Below are 18,236 nucleotides of genomic sequence, written 5' to 3'. Positions count from 1 at the left end.
CACCATGCGCCCCCCCGCCCCCCCCGCGCCGCCACCCGGCGCCGCCCCCCTCCCCGCCAAGCCCGCCGCGCGCGTGGTCTTCATCGACGACGACGCCGAGCTGCGCCGAGCCAACAGCCAGACGCTGAAGCTGCACGGCTTCCAAGTGGAGGCCCATGCCAGCGCCCGCGCCGCCCTGCCCGTGCTGACGCGCGCGTTCGACGGCGTGGTGGTGACCGACATCCGCATGCCGGACCTGGACGGGCTGCAACTGTTCCAGCGGCTGCGCGACATCGATGCCGAGATTCCCGTCATCCTGATCACCGGCCACGGCGACATCGCCACCGCCGTCCAGTGCATGCGCGAGGGCGCCTACGACTTCCTGGCCAAGCCCTATCCCGCCGAGCGCCTGATCGCCACCATCGGCCACGCCGCCGAGAAGCGCAGGCTGGTCCTGGAAAATCGCCGCCTGCAGGAAGCGGCGTTCGCCGCGGGCGCCGACGCGGTGCCGTTCATCGGCAACACCCCTGCCATGCAGCGGATCAAGCAGACGCTGCGGCACATCGCCGACGCCGACGTGGACGTGCTGGTGGAAGGCGAGACCGGCACCGGCAAGGAAGTGGTCGCCAGCGCCCTGCACCGCCTGAGCCGCCGCCGCCAGCACGAGCTGGTGGCGATCAATTGCGGCGCGCTGCCCGAAAGCGTGATCGAAAGCGAGCTGTTCGGCCATGAGGCGGGCGCCTTCACCGGCGCGCAGAAGCGGCGCATCGGCCGCATCGAGCATGCCAGCGGCGGCACGCTGTTCCTCGACGAGATCGAGAGCATGCCGCTGAGCATCCAGGTCAAGTTCCTGCGCGTGCTGGAAAGCCGCCAGATCACGCCGCTGGGCACCAACGACGTGCGCAGCCTGGACCTGCGGGTGGTCGCAGCCACCAAGGAAGACCTGGGCAGCCCGGTGGCGCGCCCGCATTTCCGCGAGGACCTGTTCTATCGCCTGAACGTCGTCACCATCCGCATCCCGCCACTGCGCGAACGGCGCGACGACATTCCGCTGCTGTTCGCGCATTACCTGGGCATCGCCTCGCGGCGCTTCCACCGCGACATCCCCGACCTGCCGGCGCAGGTCCGGCAGCATCTGCTGGAACACGCCTGGCCCGGCAACGTGCGCGAGCTGGCCCACTTCGCCGAGCGCGTGGTGCTGGGCGTGCATGGCGGCGCGCCGCTGTCGGCGCCGCAGCCGGCCGCCGACGCAGGCAGCCTGCCGGAACGGATGGAACGCTTCGAGGCGCAGCTGATCCGCGACGCGCTGGCCGTCCATCATGGCGACATCAAGTCCACGCTGGAAGCGCTGGGCATTCCGCGCAAGACGTTCTACGACAAGCTCCAGCGCCATGGCATAGACCGTCAGGAGTACACCGGCGGCGGCGCGTCCGAGTAGCGACTCAGCCCGGGCCGGCCGGCGCCGACCCGTCATCTCGGATCAGTCCGAAATCGCCGGCGTCGTAGGCCCGCATGGCCTCCTCCAGCGCGCGCTGCGAAGCCATCACGAACGGCCCGCGCTGGATCACGGGCTCGTCGATGACCGGCCCCGCGATCAGGACGATATGCGCGGGCGCCCGGCCCGCGATCAACAGCAGCATGCCGTCGCCGTCGGCCGAGGCGGCCACGGCCGAACCCGTATGCAGGACGGCGAAGTCCGGATCCTCCCCCTGCCGCTTGGCGGCCGGCGCCGCGCCGGGCCCGAGCTGGTGGCGCGCGCGCAGGCCCAGGTCGCCCTGCACGGCGTAGACCCAGGCATTCCAGCCATCGGGCAGCGGCACCAGGCGCGTGGCGCCCGGCCGCAGCCAGATGTCCAGGATCAGCAGCGGCTCGGGACCCAGCGGGGGCGATTCCCAGCCGTCGTAGGCGCCCGACACCACGCGCACCCGGCCCGCGTCGCTCTGGATGATGGGCATTTCCCAGGCGCGCAGCAGCGACGTCGCCGGTGGCAGCCCCTTCAAACGCTCGGGCAGGTTCACGAACATCTGCAGGCCGTTGAGCCGGGCCGGGCCGACCGGCTGCTGCGTATGCACGATCCCCTTGCCGGCCAGGGTCCAGTGCAGGTCGCCCGCGCGGATCTCATGGTCGTTGCGCACGCTGTCCAGGCTTTGCATCACGCCCTGGCTGTCCTCGAACAGCAGGGTCACCGCGGAAATGCCGGCGTGCGGATGCGGCGCGAAGGTCGGGCCCGTCATGACGAAATGGTCCACCAGCACCAGCGGCGACATGCCCAGGGGGAAATCGGTATGGCGGAACTGGCGGATGGAACAGGCCTCGCCGACCGGCTGGGCCTGGCTGGCGACCAGCGGGCTGAGAAGAATCGTCAAGAATGTGCTGCCTGATTGTTGCGTGGCGCACAGCTTAGGCGTTCCGCATGCCAGGCAATAGAGGCCAATTTCAGGAATAATTGTCCTGCTTGTCAGGACAATCTCAACACGCGCGCGCCCTTCATGAACTCGTATATTCACCATCTCGACGACCTGCTGCTCTTTAGCGAGGTGGTGGAAAAAGGCGGTTTCTCCGCCGCCGCCCGCATCCTGGGCCTGCAGCGCTCCAAGCTCAGCCGGCGCGTGGCCGACCTGGAAGCCCGGCTTGGGCTGCGCCTGCTGCAACGCAATACCCGGCATATCTCGCTGACGCCCATGGGCGAACAGATCTATGTGCACGCCCGCGCCATGGCGCGCGAGGCGCGCACGGCCTATGACCTGGCGGCGTCGATGGGCGACACGCCCAGCGGGCTGCTGCGCATCACGGCGCCGTCGGCCCTGGCGGTCACGCTGCTGGGCGATCTGATCGGGCGCTACTGCCAGCAGCACCCGCGCGTGCGCGTGCTGCTGGACACCCGCGACCAGATCATCGACCTGGTGGGCGAGGGTTACGACCTGGCCTTCCGCGCGCAGGGCGCCTCGCTGACGGACTCGCGGCTGGTGGCGCGCGAACTGGCCCCGGTTCCGCTGGCGCTGGTGGCCGCGCCCGAGCTGGCGCGCGCCGACCTGCGCCGCCCGCGCGATCTGACCGCCCTGCCGCTGCTGGCGCATGCCACGCAGGACAGCCTGCAGAGCTGGCAATTCAGCCATCCCTCGGGCGAGCGGGAGTCGCTGGAGTTCACGCCCCGCAGCCTGAGCAACAATCCGGCCGCGGTGCGCGAGATGGCGCGCGCCGGCCTGGGTATCGCGCTGCTGCCGCACTATCTGTGCACGGCCTCGCTGGCGCGCGGCGACCTCGTCGTCCTGCTGCCGGCCTGGACCGCCGCGCCTGCCCGCATCTACGCGGTCATGCCCGCCCGCCGAGGCACGCCGCTGGCCCTGCGGCGGTTCCTGGACTTCGCCATCGCCGAATTGCCCGCGCGGCTGGGCTGAACGCCCGCCGCGCGCCGGCCGCCACACGCTTGCAGGACTTTCTTGGTAAAAAATAGGATCCCCACGGGGATGCGCCCGTCGCCTTGCGCGCTGGCGGCGGCGCGCGAGGCGGACCGGACGGCCTCGGGCCCCGTTTGGGCACGGCCGGAACTTTGACGCGCCACCCAAGTCTTATATAAGATATAAGACATAAGGTCCGCCGCGAGCTTGTCACGCTTAGAATGACAAACGCGCCAAAACGCCAGAAAATGCCGGCTTCACGCGGGCGAAACCATGGAGTCCATCATGCCGCACAACACCCTCGACACCCTGAAGAACTTCAAGATCGGCGACAAGTCCTGTCAGTACTACTCGCTGCCGGCCCTGGGCAAGGCCCTGGGCGTGGACGTGCAGCGACTGCCCGTCTCCATCCGCATCGTGCTGGAATCGGTGCTGCGCAACTGCGACGGCAAGAAAGTCACCGAAGAACACGTCAAGCAGCTGGCCAACTGGCAGGCCAACGCCAGGCGCGAGGATGAAATCCCCTTCGTGGTGGCCCGCGTGGTGCTGCAGGACTTCACCGGCGTGCCGCTGCTGGCCGACATCGCCGCCATGCGCTCGGTGGCCGACCAGATGGGCAAGAGCCCCAAGAGCATCGAGCCGCTGGTGCCGGTCGACCTGGTGGTCGACCACTCGGTCATGATCGACTACTTCGGCACCAAGAACGCGCTGGACCTGAACATGAAGCTGGAATTCAAGCGCAACCAGGAGCGCTACCAGTTCATGAAGTGGGGCATGCAGGCCTTCGACACCTTCGGCGTGGTGCCCCCGGGCTTCGGCATCGTCCACCAGGTCAACCTGGAATACCTGGCGCGCGGCGTGCACCAGGACAAGAAGCACAACGTCTACTACCCCGACTCGCTGGTGGGCACCGACAGCCACACCACCATGATCAACGGCATCGGCGTGGTCGGCTGGGGCGTGGGCGGCATCGAGGCCGAGGCCGGCATGCTGGGCCAGCCCGTGTACTTCCTGACCCCCGACGTGGTCGGCGTGGAGCTCAAGGGCAAGCTGCGCGGCGGCGTCACCGCCACCGACCTGGTGCTGACCATCACCGAAATGCTGCGCCGTGAAAAAGTGGTGGGCAAGTTCGTCGAATTCTGTGGCGAAGGCACCGCCAGCCTGTCCGTGGCCGAACGCGCCACCATCGGCAACATGGCGCCGGAGTACGGCGCGACCATGGGCTTCTTCCCGGTCGACGAGCGCACCATCGACTACTTCCGCGGCACCGGCCGCACCGAAGCCGAGATCGCCGCCTTCGAGGCCTATTTCAAGGCCCAGAAGATGTTCGGCGTGCCCAAGGCCAAGGACATCAACTTCACCAAGCTGCTGACGCTGGACCTGTCCACCGTGGCGCCCTCGCTGGCCGGCCCGAAGCGTCCGCAGGACCGCATCGAGATCGGCAACGTCAAGAACACCTTCATCGACCTGTTCTCCAAGCCGGTCGCCGAGAACGGCTTCAACCAGCCCGCCGACAAGCTGGGCCAGACCTACACCACCAGCGCCGGCACCAAGGTCAAGAACGGCGACATCCTGATCGCGGCCATCACGTCCTGCACCAACACGTCCAACCCCAGCGTGCTGCTGGCGGCCGGCCTGCTGGCCAAGAAGGCCGTCGAAGCCGGCCTGACCGTGCCCAAGCACATCAAGACCTCGCTGGCCCCCGGATCGCGCGTGGTCACCGAATACCTGACCAAGACGGGCCTCCTGCCCTACCTGGAAAAACTGGGCTTCGACGTGGCCGCCTACGGCTGCACCACCTGCATCGGCAACGCCGGCGACCTGACCCCGGACCTGAACGAAGCCATCACCGGCAACGACCTGGTCTGCGCCGCCGTGCTGTCGGGCAACCGAAACTTCGAGGCCCGCATCCACCCGAACATCAAGGCCAACTTCCTGGCCTCGCCGCCGCTGGTCGTGGCCTATGCCCTGGCCGGCACCATCACGCGCGACCTGATGACCGAGCCCGTGGGCCAAGGCAAGAACGGCGACGTGTGGCTGGGCGACATCTGGCCGAGCACCGAGGAAATCGACGCGCTGCTCAAGTTCGCGCTGGATCCCAAGGCCTTCCAGGCCAACTATGGCCAGGTCAAGAGCAACCCCGGCGAACTCTGGGAACACATCAAGGGCGTCACCGGCGACACCTACAACTGGCCCGACTCGACCTACATCGCCGAACCGCCGTTCTTCCAGGACTTCGGCATGACGCCGGGCGCCACCCCGACCGTCAAGGGCGCGCGCGCGCTGGGCGTGTTCGGCGACTCGGTCACCACCGACCACATCTCGCCGGCCGGCTCCATCAAGGAAACCTCGCCCGCCGGCAAGTGGCTGAAGGAGCACGGCGTGATGAAGGCCGACTTCAACAGCTACGGCTCGCGCCGCGGCAACCACGAGATCATGATGCGCGGCACCTTCGCCAACGTGCGCATCAAGAACCTCATGATTCCCGCGCTGCCGGACGGCAGCCGCTTCGAAGGCGGCGACACGCTGTTCCAGCCCTCGGGCGAACAGATGTCCATCTATGACGCGGCCATGAAGTACGTCGCGGCCGGCACACCCACCGTGGTGTTCGGCGGCGAGGAGTACGGCACCGGCTCGTCGCGCGACTGGGCCGCCAAGGGCACCCAGCTGCTGGGCGTGAAGGCCGTGGTCACCCGCAGCTTCGAGCGCATCCACCGCAGCAACCTGGTGGGCATGGGCGTGCTGCCGCTGCAGTTCAAGGGCAGCGACAGCGTGCAGTCGCTGGGCATCACCGGCGAGGAAACCTACGACATTTCCGGCCTGGAAAACGGCATCAAGCCGATGCAGGACGTGACGCTGACGATCACCCGCAAGGACGGTTCCAAGCAGGACGTGACCGTGCTGCTGCGCATCGACACGCCGATCGAGGTGGACTACTACCAGCACGGCGGCATCCTGCCCTTCGTGCTGCGCCAGCTGCTGGCGGCCTGAGCCCGGGCCCCGCGCGGGCCATCAAGGCAAAAGCCCCCGGGACCTCACGGTTCCGGGGGCTTTTTTCCTCAACGCTGCGCCGTCACTGGATCACCAGCTCGACGCGGCGGTTCTTCGCGCGGCCCGCCTCGGCGTCATTGGCGGCCACCGGCGCCAGCGAGGCCACGCCGCGCGGCGACAGGCGCGCGGCCGGAATCTTGTAGCCCGACTCCAGCGCCTTGACCACGGCGTCGGCGCGCTTTTGCGACAGGTCCAGGTTGCCGGCCAGCGTGCCCTGGTTGTCGGTGTGGCCCACCACGTAGACCTTCAGGTTCGGATTGGCGTTGAGCAGCTTGCCCATCTCGTCCAGCGCCGCCTTCGACTCGGGCTTGACCTCGGCCTTGTCGGTATCGAAGTACACGCCATAGACCGCGACGCGGCCCGATTCGGCCAGCGATTTCTGCATGGCGGCCATATCCAGCACCTGGACCTGCCCCGTCTGCATCGGCTTGGTTTCGAGCACTTGCTGGAACACCGGCGTGATGTGGTTGGAGCCGTCTTCCATCACGTCCAGGAACACGTAGATGTCACCGCTGGGGGCTTCCTTCTTGGCCAGCACCACGTAGTACTTGCCGCCGAACGTGGCATCGCCCTGTCCGGGCTGGCGTACCTTTCCGCCATTGATGACGAAGGACTGGAAATCGCCGCCGCACTGCTCGTCGCCCTTGCATTCGAACAGGGTCTTGAAGCCGCCGGCCTGCAACGCGCCCTGGTAATTGCGGTAGACCTCCAGCGCCGATTTCTTGCCGTCGATGCGGTAGGAGATGCGGGTCAGCTTGCCCTCCAGCTCCAGGCCCTTGGCCTCGGCTTCACGCGGGATCGGCCGGTCGGGCATCACGGCTTCGTCGAAGTCCTTGTGCTCGTAGGCGCGGATCTCGGCGCCCTCGAAGCGGGTCAGCGCGGGATGGTCCCTGGAACCCTTCACGTCCTCGGCCCAGGCCGGCGACGACGTCGCCAGCGACGCCGCGATGGCGGCCAGACACGCGGATTTCACGATATGCGCATTCACGATCTCTACACTCCCGGCCGGAAGGCTCCGGCATGCGTCCAGAAAGGAAAACGCCCGCGGATACGGGCGGCAGCCATTATGCGCAGGCGTCCTGAAATTTCAAACCGCGCCCGGTAACAAACCGTAGTCAAGCGCGTCAGGGCAAGACGCCGTCCGGCGTCCACGGGTTTCGACAGGCCTCAATCGAAGGCATAGGCATCCATCGCCAGGGCGCCATACGAAATCTCGTCGTTCAGCCGAGTGGCCCGCCCGCCGCCCGCGCCCAGCGCCACGTAAAGCGGCATCAGGTGATCGTCATGCGGATGAGCCTGCGCGGCGCCCGGCGCCCGCGCCTGCCAATCCAGCAGCGCCGGCAGGTCCATGGCGGCCAGGCGGCCGGCGTACCAGTCCTGGAACGCCGGCACATAGGCCGCCGGCGCCGCGTCCTGCGGCATGCGCACATCACGCAGGTTGTGCGTCAGCGAACCCGAGCCGATGATCAGCACGTCCTCGTCGCGCAGCGGCGCCAGCGCGCGGCCCAGTTCGAGCTGCCCGGTGGCGTCACGCTCCATGTCCAGCGACAGCTGCACCACCGGCACGTCGACCTGGGGATACAGGTAGCGCAGCGGCACCCAGGCGCCATGGTCCAGCGGACGGCGCGGATCGCGGTCGGCGACGATGCCGGCGTCGGCCAGCAGCGCCTGCGCGCGCGCGGCCAGTTCCGGCGAGCCGGGCGCGGCGTACTGCAGCGTGTACAGCTCCGGCGGAAAACCGCCGAAATCATGCCAGGCCACCTGCTGGTCGCGCGTGGACAGGGCCAGGCCATGGCCCATCCAGTGCGGCGACACCACCAGGATGGCGCGCGGCTTGCGGCCCTGCGCCTGGCTCCAGGCGGCCAGCGCGGGACCGGTCAGGCCGGGTTCGACCGCCAGCATGGGAGAACCGTGGGAAACGAAAAGCGTGGGCCAACGCATGGCGCTGCCTCCTGAAAGAGAATCCGATGACAGTATTTTCTTCCGATTTGATTGAGCAATAAACATAGGATTTCGACATGCTCTATTGCCAAAATCGGATCAATAGCCGCTGCCGCTTGCGCGCCTGCATCCCGCTCGCACGAATATGCGCGCCGAAACCGCCCTGCTCCAGCCCAAGCGCCGGCGCCCATCCGCCTTGCGCGCGGGCGTGGCCGACGCCGCAATGATCCGGTTCGGCGCGGGCGTTAAACTACGCCGTTGCACACTCACTGGATGCCCATAGAAGTCATGGCCCGTTCCCGCAGCCAATCCGCTCCCCGCCTGACCCGTGACGCCAGCCGTCTGATCACGCTTGCCCAGGCGCTCAACCGCTCGGGCAGCCGCGTCGAGGACATTTTCTGGGAAGCCCAGCTGGCCGAAGCCATCCCGAAGCTGCTCAAGGCCGGGCAAGACGCCCCGCTCGAAGCCGCGCTGGACCATCTGGCGCAGGCCGATGTCGGCGCCTACGAGGTGCTGATCGAACAGGCGGAAACCCTGTCCGAATCCACCAAGATCGACAAGAACGGCGTACGCCACGACGTGCTGCTGGTGGTGGCTCCGGTGGTGGCCTGGACGCGCTATGCGATCCCGACCGGCGCCATCTCCGCCAGCGCGCAGCAGGCGGTGCTGGCCCAGCTTCACGGCCATGTGCTGTCCAGCCAGGCGCGCGCGGCGCTGATGCCCTGGCTGGTCAGCGTGGACCAGATGCCGCGCACGTTCTCCGAAACCTGGCAGTGGCTGCAACGCCTGGGCACCCAGGCGCTGGGCGCCGAAACCATGAAGCCGGCGCTGAACACCGAGGCCGAAACCGCGAACATGCTGGCGGACACGCGCTACATCGTCGCCGCGGTGGCCGTGCCCGAGCACGCCCCCATCTTCCGCTGGCAGGAGCAGATCGGCGACGCCGACGCCAGCCGCGAAGCCTGCCAGCAGCAATGGGCCGCGCAGGCCCAGCCCACGCTGGCCGCCCTGCTGCCCGGCTGCGGCTTCGAATCGCTGCTGCCGGACGCCTATTACGTGAGCAACCGCGAAGCCGACCGGCGCGTGCGCCCGCTGTCGCTGCGCGCCGCCATCAGCTGGCTCGAAGGCGCGGTCAATCTCGAAGCCTCCCAGCTGCGGGCCGTGGTGGCCGGCTGCGGCGAAAGCCGGATCGACGAATACCGCATCGGCTTCACCGCGCGCAACAGCAATGACGTGTACTACGGCTGCGTCTGGCCGCTGTATGGGCGCGAGGAAGACCTGCCGGCCGACGAGGGCCAGCCCGACGTGGTCGACGAAATCGCCGCGCTGCTCAAGGAATACGGCGTCAACGACGTGCGCCGCATTCCCGGCCTGCTGCCGCCTGACTACTGCGAGGACTGCGGCGCGCCCTACTTCCCGAATCCGCTGGGCGAACTGGTGCACGCCGAGCTGCCCGAGGATGCCGAGGCCGCGCCGGCCAAGTTCCACTAGGAAGCGCGATGCGGGCCGACATCTTCTGCCGGGTCGTCGACAACTACGGCGACATCGGCGTGTGCTGGCGTCTGGCCCGCCGGCTGGCCCAGGTCCCGGGCTGGCGGCCGCGCCTGTGGGTCGATGACCTGCGGGCCTTCGCCCGCATCCAGCCCGGACTGGACCCGGAACAGGCACGCCAGCAATGCCTGGGCATCGACATCGTCCACTGGACGCCGGCGCCGCCCGCCGACCTGACGCCCGGCGACGTGGTGATCGAGGCCTTTGCCTGCGATCCGCCCGACGCCTTCCTCGCGGCCATGCGCCAGGCCCATCCCGTCTGGATCAACCTGGAATACCTGAGCGCCGAAGCCTGGATCGAAAGCTGCCACGGCCTGCCGTCGCAACGGCCCGACGGGCTGGTCAAGCATTTCTACTTTCCCGGCTTCACTCCGGCCACGGGCGGACTGCTGCGCGAGCCCGGCCTGTCCGCCGAACGCGACGCGCTGCAGGCCTCGCCCGAACAACAGGAGTCCGTGCTGCGCGCGCTGGGCGTGCCGCCGGATGCGCTGTCGCGCCGGCGCGACGGCGCCCGACTTGTGTCCCTGTTTTGCTATCCGGACGCGCCGGTCGACGCGCTGGCCTCGGCCCTGGCCGCCGATCCGCGCCCGACCGTGCTGCTGGCGCCCGAAGGCGTGGCGCCCAGCCTGGAAGCGGCCTGCGCCGCGCCGGGCCGCCCCACCCTGGTCAGGCTGCCCTTCGTCAGCCAGCCGGACTTCGACCGCCTGCTGTGGTGCGCCGACCTGAATTTCGTGCGCGGCGAGGATTCCTTCGTGCGAGCCGCCTGGGCCGCGCGTCCGCTGGTCTGGCAGATCTACCCGCAGCACGACCAGGTCCATCTGGACAAGCTCGAGGCCTGGCTGGCCCGCTATCCGGCCACCGAAGGCGCCCGGGCGCTGATCCGGGCCTGGAACCAGCCCGACAGCCCGCAAGCCCTTGGTCCGGCCCTGGCCACCGCCCTGGAGCCCGAGGCCTGGCAGGCCTGGGCCCGGGCCGCCCGTGACTGGGACGCAGCCCAGGCCGACCGGCCCGACCTGGCGGAAAATCTGGCCGCATTTTGCGCAGAGTTGGCCAAGAAACGCTAGAATAGAGAGTTTTCTGAGAAGCCCTGACGCGATCGGGCCTCAAAATACTGACGCCTCCCGGGGTGTGCACAAGATCGAAAACCCGCGTGAAATCCCGCATCCGCCCGCCAGATGATGGCGATGGCGAACCAGGGTCGACAGCGCGGTGATTTGTGCAAGCACGGCGAGTGCACCCCTTACCCCCCGGAGTTTTATCGATGAAAACCGCTCAGGAATTGCGAGTCGGCAACGTGGCCATGGTCGGCAAGGACCCGCTGGTCGTCCAGAAGGCTGAATACAACAAGTCCGGCCGCAACGCCGCCGTTGTGAAGCTGAAGTTCAAGAACCTGCTGACCGGCGCCGCCAGCGAATCGGTCTACAAGGCCGACGAAAAGTTCGAAGTCGTCCAACTGGAACGCAAGGACTGCACCTACTCCTACTTCGGCGACCCGATGTACGTCTTCCTGGACGAAGAGTACAACCAGTACGAAATCGAAGCCGACAGCATGGGCGACGCCCTGAACTACCTGGAAGAGTCGATGCCCGTGGAAGTGGTCTTCTACGACGGCCGCGCCATCTCGGTGGAACTGCCCACGGTCATCGTGCGCGAAATCACCTACACCGAGCCGGCCGTTCGCGGCGACACCTCGGGCAAGGTGCTCAAGCCCGCCAAGATCAACACCGGCTACGAACTGAACGTGCCGCTGTTCTGCGCCATCGGCGACAAGATCGAAATCGACACCCGCACGAACGAGTACCGCAGCCGCGTCAACAACTGATCCCGGCCGCAAACGAAAAAGCCAGACCGTTGGTCTGGCTTTTTTTTTGCCTGTCGTTCGGAGATGAGTCCGCGCCCGACGTTTTTTGACCGGGCGTTTATCGCCTGGTTGGCCCGCGCCTACTGCAGCCGGTCGTCGTCCAGGAAGTCAGGCACCGCCATGACCTCGATGCCGTCCTCGGCCAGCGCCTCGCGCTCTTCGCGCGACGCGGTTCCACGGATGGGACGCTCGTCGGCCTCGCCCTCGTGGATGCGGCGCGCCTCTTCGGCGAAGCGCGCGCCGACGTTCTCGGTACTGCGCAGCATGGCCCGCACCTGGGTCAGGACGGCGGCCTGCAGAGCCGCCATTTTCTGGGCCTCAGCGCCGGCAGGCGCTTCGACCTGCCGCTGCTGCGGCGCGGGTTCGGGCGCGTGCAGATGCGCGACGTTCAGCCGCGGCGCCGACAGGCGCTTGGTGATCGACGCCGATCCGCAGACAGGGCACGTGACCAGACCTCGCGCCTGCTGCGCGTCGTAGTCTTCGTGCGAACCGAACCAGCCTTCGAAGATGTGGCTGTGCTCGCACTGGAGGTCGAAAACTTTGAGTGCCATGGGGTCTATATGAGGATCACCCGGCAGAATACAAGAAAGCGGGCCCAGACGGGCCCGCTATATCGTATGCCAGACGCGCAGACGAGCGCTTACCTGCCGCGCTTGGACGACGCGCCCGCGCCGCCGAGCTGGACCTGCTGGGCCTGCAGGGCGTCGATCTGGCGCTGCAGGTCACGCAGTTGCTGGCGCACGTCCTTCTGCTGGTCGGCCAGGGCGGTGGCTTCCTGGCGCGATTGCTGCTGGCGGGCGGCGACCTGCTCTTCCTGCTGCATGCGCAGCGTGTTGTCGGCCTGCAGCGTGCTCAGCTGGGCGTTGCGGCTGGCCAGCAGCTTCTCGTTGTGGGCGTACTCCGCCTGCAGGCGGATGCGCTGGATATCGACCTCGGCCAGTTCCATCGACTGGCTGGCGAAGGCGCGGTAGGTGGCCTCGGCCTGCTTGTCGGATTGGGTCTTGACCACGCGCCAGAAATCCTTCTGCTGGAACAGGGCCACGTAATAGGTCAGGTCGTCCGGCTTGAACAGCAGGCTGGCGCCGTAGGTGCCGTTGTAGGTCGTGCGCAGTTCCGAGACCTGGCGGTTCTGGATCAGGCTTTGCAGCTCGGCGACGGTGCTGGCCGGCCGCGCGGCGGGCGCGGGAGGCGGCGGCGTCACCGGCGTGGACGCGGCCTGCGTGTCTTCGACCTGCTGGACCGCGGGCCGGGCCGCTTCGGGTTGCTGGGCGCTGGCGCAAGCCGCCAGACCGGACAGGGCCGTACCCAACAGCGCCATGCGCGCGGTGGCACGGATAAAGTGGACGTTCATGCCTACCCCAAAAAAATCGTTGCGGAACTATAGCAATTTATTGCTCCGGAAGCTGCCGCGCGCGCACGGCGCGCCGCCCCGGATGTCGCCCTCTACGGGCCATTCCCTATTGCGCCTTCAGGAGGCTTCCACCATCCCGTCGGCGGTTTCGCCCTGCCCGCCTCCCAGATGCAGCTTACGCATCTTTTCCCACAGCACCTTGCGACTGATGCCCAAGGTATTGGCGGTGTCCTGCCGGCGCCAGCCGTTGGCGTCCAGCGCGGCCAGGATGCGGGCGCGCTCGGCCCGTTCGGCATCGGTGAATACCGGCGGTTCGCACTGCGCGCCGCCCGTGCCCAGCGTGGCCGGCGTGCGCAGCGGCTCGGCCAGCTGGTCGAAGATGCGCTCGATGCGCGTCCGGTCCCAGGACTGGAACTGGCGCCGGACGATGGCCACGCGCTCTGCCACGTTGGACAGCTCGCGCACATTGCCCTCGTAGCGTGTGGCGCCGGCGCGTTCCAGCAGCCAGTCCGGCGGCTCGTCACCGGCGCCCATCCGGTCCAGCAATGACCGGAACAGAGCGATCTTCTCGGCGGCTCCGCGCTGCTCCAGGCTGGGGATGCGCAATTCGATCACCGCCAGCCGATAGTACAGATCCGCGCGGAACTCATCCTGCGCCACCAACACTCGCAGATCCTTGTTGGTGGCGGCGACCAGCCGGAAATCCACCGGCACCTCAGTCGCCGAGCCCAGGCGCGTGACCGCGCTCTGCTCCAGCACGCGCAGCAGCTTGACCTGCTGGTACAGCGGCAGGTCGCCGATCTCGTCCAGGAACAGCGTGCCGCCGTTGGCCTGCTCGAAATAGCCCTTGTGCGCGCCGACGGCGCCGGTGAAGGCGCCCTTGGCATGGCCGAAGAAATGCGCCTCGAACAGTCCTTCGGGAATGGCGCCGCAATTGACCGCGACAAAGGGACCGTCGGCCCAGGCCGCGCGGTCGTGCAGCAGGCGCGCCACGCGCTCCTTGCCGACGCCGGTTTCGCCATGAACCAGCACGTTGCTTCGGCAATCCGCGTACATCTCGGCTTCCGCCAGCAGGGCCCGCATCGGCTCGGACACCGCGATCAGCGGCTGTTCGCGCCGGGGCGCGGCCGGCCGGGCCTGGTCCAGCACGCCCAGCAGTTCGAACAGCAGCTTGCGCAGGTCGGCCGTGGTGAAGGCCAGCGGCAAGGTATAGGAGTATTCGGGCGGGTAATAGCGCGGATCGCGGCCACGCGCCTCGGAGGCCACCCAGATGATGGGCAGCGCCTGTACCGCCAGCCAGTCGTAGCCGCTGAAGCGGTTGTCGCCCATCACCGACACCGACACCAGCGCCACGGCGGGTCGGCCCGGATCGCGCGGCGGTGGAAAGGCCGTGCCGGCGTCCGCCCGCACCAGCGTCACGTCCATGCCCGCCAGGCAGCGCTCGGCGCGCGCGGCGATGTCGGACGTGCCCTCCCAGACATACAGATCGAACTCCTCGCGGACGAATTTCTGATTCATTGGCAAACCACGCAGCCCGCTTCCGGGCTTCCTGTTAGAGGTTCCAGATCAATACACCAGCCGGGGCTTGCCGCAATCCACCGACAGCAGCGACACATCGGTCTGGCCCAGGCTCAGGCCCAGCAGGTCCAGCAGTTGCTGCAGCAGGGTCGACAGCATGTCCAGCAGCGGCTGCAGCAGCGTCACCACGACCGACAGCACGCCGCTGGCCTGATTGCCGCCGGTCAGCGCCAGGCTGCTGACGGCGCCGACCCGGCACTGGCGAATGGCGTCCGGCACGATCGCCAGCGCGCAGGTCAGGTCGCTCAGCGGCGCCAGCAGCAGCGAGCTCAGGATGTTGCCCACCAGCTGCAGCGTGCCGCCCAGCACCCCGGTCAACCCGCCCGTGCTCATGCGCTGCCCGAGCTGATTCATGGCGTCCTTGGACCACTGCATGTTGTTGACGACTTCCGACACCGACTTGCCGGGATTCGACCCGCCGCCGCCCACCAGCTTGGTGGCCAGATCGGTGCGCTGCTGCTCGGTCAGCGGCGTACCGGTGTTGAACAGGTCGCCCAGGATGCCGCCGATCAGCGCATCGGCCAGATTCGAGGCCAGCTTGGTCAGGTCCAGCGAGGTGGCGTTGACGGTGGCCTTGGAATTGGGCGATGGCGGCGCGGTCAGCGTGACCGGCACCGGCGCCGCCGAATTGAAGACCGGCAGCGTGACCTTGCTGGTCAATGGCAGGATGCCCAGCACATTGAGCACCTTGTAGCGCTGGATGGCGTTGAACGAAGCCGGCTGGCAGGCGTTGGTCAGGGCCAGGAAGTTGGCCGGACTGGTGTCGCTGTCGGAGGTCATGCCCGGGAAACGGCCCAGGCAGACATTGGCCAGCGACGAGGTCACGTTGATGGTGGCCTGCGTCGAGGTCAGCGGCGCCTGGCACAGCTTCGCGAGCGTGCCGGTGGACTGGGCCACGTCGATGATGACCGGCAGGTCGACCCAGGTCCCCAGCGTCGATCCCAACAGGGGCCCGAGCAGCGGGATATTGTTCGTATTGATGCGCAGGTAGACGCGGATGCCCGCGCTGGTGGCCGTGGCGCCCACGCCACCCACCGCAATCGACGGCGGCTCGACGATGCGCACCTTCGACTGCACGCCCAGCAGCGGCACGTTCAGCCCCAGGTCGATCAGGTTCTGGCCGTTGGCGATCACCAGCGCGGTCTGCAGGATGTTGAGGGCGTTGACGTTCGCCTGCAGCGCCGACGTGACGCTGCCGCCCACCACCTCCAGGTCCAGCACGCCGCCGTCGCCGAACAGCTTGACCGGCAGGTTCAGCGGCATGACCTGCAGCACGGTCTTGATGGCGTTGTTCAGCAGCGTGATGTCGGCCGCCGCCGTGCCCGCCTTGTTGATCACGGTCAGCGTGGCGTTCAGCAGCTGGCCCAGCGTCAGGTTGCTGACCGCCGCCAGCTGGGCGGGCGTGCCCACGCCGGTGGCCACCGACAGCGGCAGGCCCAGCGCCTCCAGCAAGCCGGACGGCGTGATGTTGACCGTGGCCAGGCCGGCCGCGTCGAGCACGTCCAGCTGCTGCGGCGAGGCCCCCACCGAGGCCAGGATCTTGGACAGCAGACCGCCCTTCTCCAGCCGCAGCAGCCGCGATCCGACCGTGAAGGCCGCCACCGGCTGCGTGCTGGTCGCCACCGCCTGCACCGACACGACAGTGTCGCCGCCAACGAAGGCGCTGGGAATGACATTGCCCAGCGTCTTGCCGATGCGCACGCGCATCGCATTGGGCAGCTGACCGCTGGCCGGATCGAACAGCGGCATGCCGCCGACCGGCGGGCGCGTCGGATCCCACAGCTTGCAATCCACGGTCACGTCGGCCGCGGAAAAGGTATTCAGGATATTGGGCAGATTGGCCAGCGCCGCCGACACGCCCGCCGCCTTGGCGCGGCTGCAATCCGCCGCGGCGCCCATGCCCAGCACCTGCACGGCCGACAGCGCGGCCAGGTCCGCGGCCTTCTGGACCTCACGCTTCATGTAGTAGCCATAGCCCAGCTGCGCCACGCCCAGCAGCACCAGGCCCACCAGCACCGCGAACACGACGGCGACGGTCATGCTGCCGCGCTGCCGCGAGCGAGGAACGTAACGGATCGAGCGGGTTGACATGTTCGCGACTCCGCATGGATACGAAGACCGGCGTGCCTGGACCGGGGAACCCGCGCGTCCCGGACATCGGTCCGGAACGCGCGGAACGCATGCTTAATTGGTGTTCTTGGTTTCCATCCGCTTCTGGAACCACTCGGGAATGGGATGGGAGAAGCTCTCCAGATACCGGTTCCAGGCCGCGGTCGACACCGGCCCCAGCATGGGCAGCGCGCCGCCCGCGCGGCGGCCGTCGGCCTGCGCCTCGAACAGCGCGCGCGTGATGTCGCCCACGGCTTCAGACTGAGGCTCGGGCTCGGGCGCGCTCGCCTGGGGCGGCGGCATCGGCGTCTGGACCTGCTGCACCACGGGGCGCGCCGGCATGTCGGCCGCCGGCACGGGCGCGGCTTGCACGGGCGCCGCCTGCGCTTGCGCGCCGCCGTTCATCGCGCCGGTCCGGGGCGCGTTGGATTGCGCCATCGCGCCCGCGCTGAGAAACAGCGCCAGGCACAGGGTCACGCGTTTCGGGTCTGGGAACATGACGGTTTTCCTGGGAAATGTCGGTTTGCTCATCAATCGCGCTCAACGCACGATGGGCCCGTTGCCGAGCCGATCCATCAAGGGCCCCACCACCGGCGACACCGTGGCCGCGCCGGCGCCAGGCGTCCGCGCGGGCGAGGCGTCGGCCAGCGGCGGCGGCGGCGCATTCTGGCTGCGCACCTCGGCGGCCAGGCGCAATACTTGCGCGCGCGCCTCCTCGCCCAGCTTGGCCTGGTCCATCACCCGCTGCGCCTTGACCGCGTCGCCTTCCACCAGCAGCAGCAGCGCCAGGTTGGCCAGCACCTTGGGACTTTCCGGCGCCAGTTCGGCGGCCTGGCCCAGCGGCACCCGTGCGCCCGCGGGATCGCCCGCCCGCAGGCGCGCATAGCCCAGGTCGCCGAGAATGCGCGGATCCGTCGGCGCCAGCTTGGCCGCGCGCGAGAAATCATCCGCCGCCTGCGCGTACTGGCCGCGCGCGCCGGCGATCAGGCCCAGCCCGTGCCAGCCATCGGCGGCCTGCGGCGTGCCCAGCAAGGCCCGGTATGCCTGCTCGCTGGCGGCGGTCTGCCCGGTCTGCCGCAGCGCCTCGGCGCGCATCGGCCCGACACGCGGATCATTGCCGAACTGCTGCTGGAAGGCGTCGATATAGGCCAGCGAAGCGAAATAGCGCTCCTGTCGCTGCGCTTCGGCGATCATGCTCAGCATCAGCTCGGGCTCGGCGGGCCGCCGCTTGTTCTCGGCCTCGTCCTCCTTCTGCCGCGCCAGCGCCTGCTCCTGTTGCTGCTGCTGAATCAGCTGCCACGCCGACTCGACGTTGTTGGTCTTGCAGCCGGACAGGCCCGCGCCCGCCATCACCGCCGCCAGCGCCGCCCACCGCAGCCTGCCCATCGTGCTTCCGATACCGCCCGCCATCACATCC

15 protein-coding genes are annotated in these 18,236 nt (G+C 68.3%); 6 read left to right on the top strand and 9 right to left on the bottom strand.

Translation table 11 applies throughout. The features are described from left to right. Window positions 1-4: 4 nt before the first annotated feature. Window positions 5-1,417 (top strand): sigma-54 dependent transcriptional regulator, encoded by a 1,413-nt coding sequence (locus KDH83_RS21015; RefSeq protein WP_212319457.1) that lies wholly within the window; start codon window positions 5-7, stop codon window positions 1,415-1,417. Window positions 1,418-1,421: 4 nt separating this feature from the next. Here KDH83_RS21015 and KDH83_RS21010 read toward each other — a convergent pair whose 3' ends face one another. Continuing rightward, window positions 1,422-2,345, bottom strand: a complete 924-nt coding sequence (locus KDH83_RS21010; RefSeq protein ID WP_212319451.1) for a pirin-like C-terminal cupin domain-containing protein — start codon at window positions 2,343-2,345, stop codon at window positions 1,422-1,424. Between the two features lie 123 nt (window positions 2,346-2,468). Here KDH83_RS21010 and KDH83_RS21005 point away from each other — a divergent pair, with 123 nt between their 5' ends. Together KDH83_RS21005 and acnA are read left to right on the top strand one after the other, a co-directional pair. After that, window positions 2,469-3,377: a LysR substrate-binding domain-containing protein gene (locus KDH83_RS21005; protein WP_212319449.1), complete on the top strand. Its 909-nt coding sequence runs from the start codon at window positions 2,469-2,471 to the stop codon at window positions 3,375-3,377. Between the two features lie 285 nt (window positions 3,378-3,662). Next, window positions 3,663-6,368, top strand: coding sequence for an aconitate hydratase AcnA (gene acnA, locus KDH83_RS21000; RefSeq protein ID WP_212319447.1), 2,706 nt, complete (start codon window positions 3,663-3,665; stop codon window positions 6,366-6,368). Window positions 6,369-6,450: 82 nt separating this feature from the next. On the opposite strand, the gene KDH83_RS20995 is transcribed toward acnA, so the two are convergent. Both KDH83_RS20995 and KDH83_RS20990 read right to left on the bottom strand, forming a co-directional pair. Further along, complete coding sequence (locus KDH83_RS20995) at window positions 6,451-7,416, bottom strand: OmpA family protein (protein WP_212319445.1); 966 nt, start codon at window positions 7,414-7,416, stop codon at window positions 6,451-6,453. A gap of 179 nt (window positions 7,417-7,595) precedes the next feature. Continuing rightward, window positions 7,596-8,369 carry a class III extradiol ring-cleavage dioxygenase gene (locus KDH83_RS20990; RefSeq protein ID WP_212319443.1) on the bottom strand — a complete coding sequence of 258 codons (774 nt, stop codon included), beginning with the start codon at window positions 8,367-8,369 and terminating at the stop codon, window positions 7,596-7,598. A gap of 288 nt (window positions 8,370-8,657) precedes the next feature. Here KDH83_RS20990 and KDH83_RS20985 point away from each other — a divergent pair, with 288 nt between their 5' ends. The 3 genes from KDH83_RS20985 to efp all read left to right on the top strand — a co-directional run bounded on the left by KDH83_RS20985 (window position 8,658) and on the right by efp (window position 11,742). Continuing rightward, the gene (locus KDH83_RS20985) at window positions 8,658-9,860 is read left to right on the top strand and encodes a DUF2863 family protein (RefSeq protein ID WP_103275412.1); all 1,203 of its coding nucleotides are present in this window, start codon (window positions 8,658-8,660) and stop codon (window positions 9,858-9,860) included. An 8-nt stretch (window positions 9,861-9,868) separates the two neighbouring features. Then, a complete protein-coding gene (gene earP / locus KDH83_RS20980) occupies window positions 9,869-10,984 on the top strand; it encodes an elongation factor P maturation arginine rhamnosyltransferase EarP (protein WP_212319441.1) in 1,116 nt (371 codons plus the stop codon). Window positions 10,985-11,181: 197 nt separating this feature from the next. Next, window positions 11,182-11,742, top strand: a complete 561-nt coding sequence (gene efp, locus KDH83_RS20975) for an elongation factor P (protein ID WP_212319439.1) — start codon at window positions 11,182-11,184, stop codon at window positions 11,740-11,742. Between the two features lie 119 nt (window positions 11,743-11,861). Here the strand turns inward: efp and KDH83_RS20970 are convergent, their stop codons facing one another. The 6 genes from KDH83_RS20970 to KDH83_RS20945 form a co-directional block, all read right to left on the bottom strand. Continuing rightward, a complete protein-coding gene (locus KDH83_RS20970) occupies window positions 11,862-12,332 on the bottom strand; it encodes a DUF1178 family protein (RefSeq protein ID WP_212319437.1) in 471 nt (156 codons plus the stop codon). An 89-nt stretch (window positions 12,333-12,421) separates the two neighbouring features. Continuing rightward, window positions 12,422-13,132, bottom strand: a complete 711-nt coding sequence (locus KDH83_RS20965) for a DUF2968 domain-containing protein (RefSeq protein WP_212319435.1) — start codon at window positions 13,130-13,132, stop codon at window positions 12,422-12,424. Between the two features lie 117 nt (window positions 13,133-13,249). Next, a complete protein-coding gene (locus KDH83_RS20960) occupies window positions 13,250-14,650 on the bottom strand; it encodes a sigma-54 dependent transcriptional regulator (RefSeq protein WP_212319433.1) in 1,401 nt (466 codons plus the stop codon). 48 nt (window positions 14,651-14,698) lie between these two features. Next, the gene (locus KDH83_RS20955; RefSeq protein ID WP_249205248.1) at window positions 14,699-16,801 is read right to left on the bottom strand and encodes a pilus assembly protein TadG-related protein; all 2,103 of its coding nucleotides are present in this window, start codon (window positions 16,799-16,801) and stop codon (window positions 14,699-14,701) included. Window positions 16,802-16,894: 93 nt separating this feature from the next. Next, window positions 16,895-17,317, bottom strand: coding sequence for a DUF3613 domain-containing protein (locus tag KDH83_RS20950; protein WP_212319431.1), 423 nt, complete (start codon window positions 17,315-17,317; stop codon window positions 16,895-16,897). A 42-nt stretch (window positions 17,318-17,359) separates the two neighbouring features. Next, entirely contained in the window at window positions 17,360-18,205 is an 846-nt protein-coding gene (locus tag KDH83_RS20945) for a tetratricopeptide repeat protein (protein WP_212319453.1), read from the bottom strand. Window positions 18,206-18,236: the final 31 nt, after the last annotated feature.

Origin of the sequence: Achromobacter sp. Marseille-Q0513 (assembly GCF_018195695.1) — a bacterium.
GTDB lineage: Bacteria > Pseudomonadota > Gammaproteobacteria > Burkholderiales > Burkholderiaceae_B > Achromobacter.
Note: the sequence above shows the minus strand (reverse complement) of the source record. Positions and strands in the feature narration are given on the sequence as shown.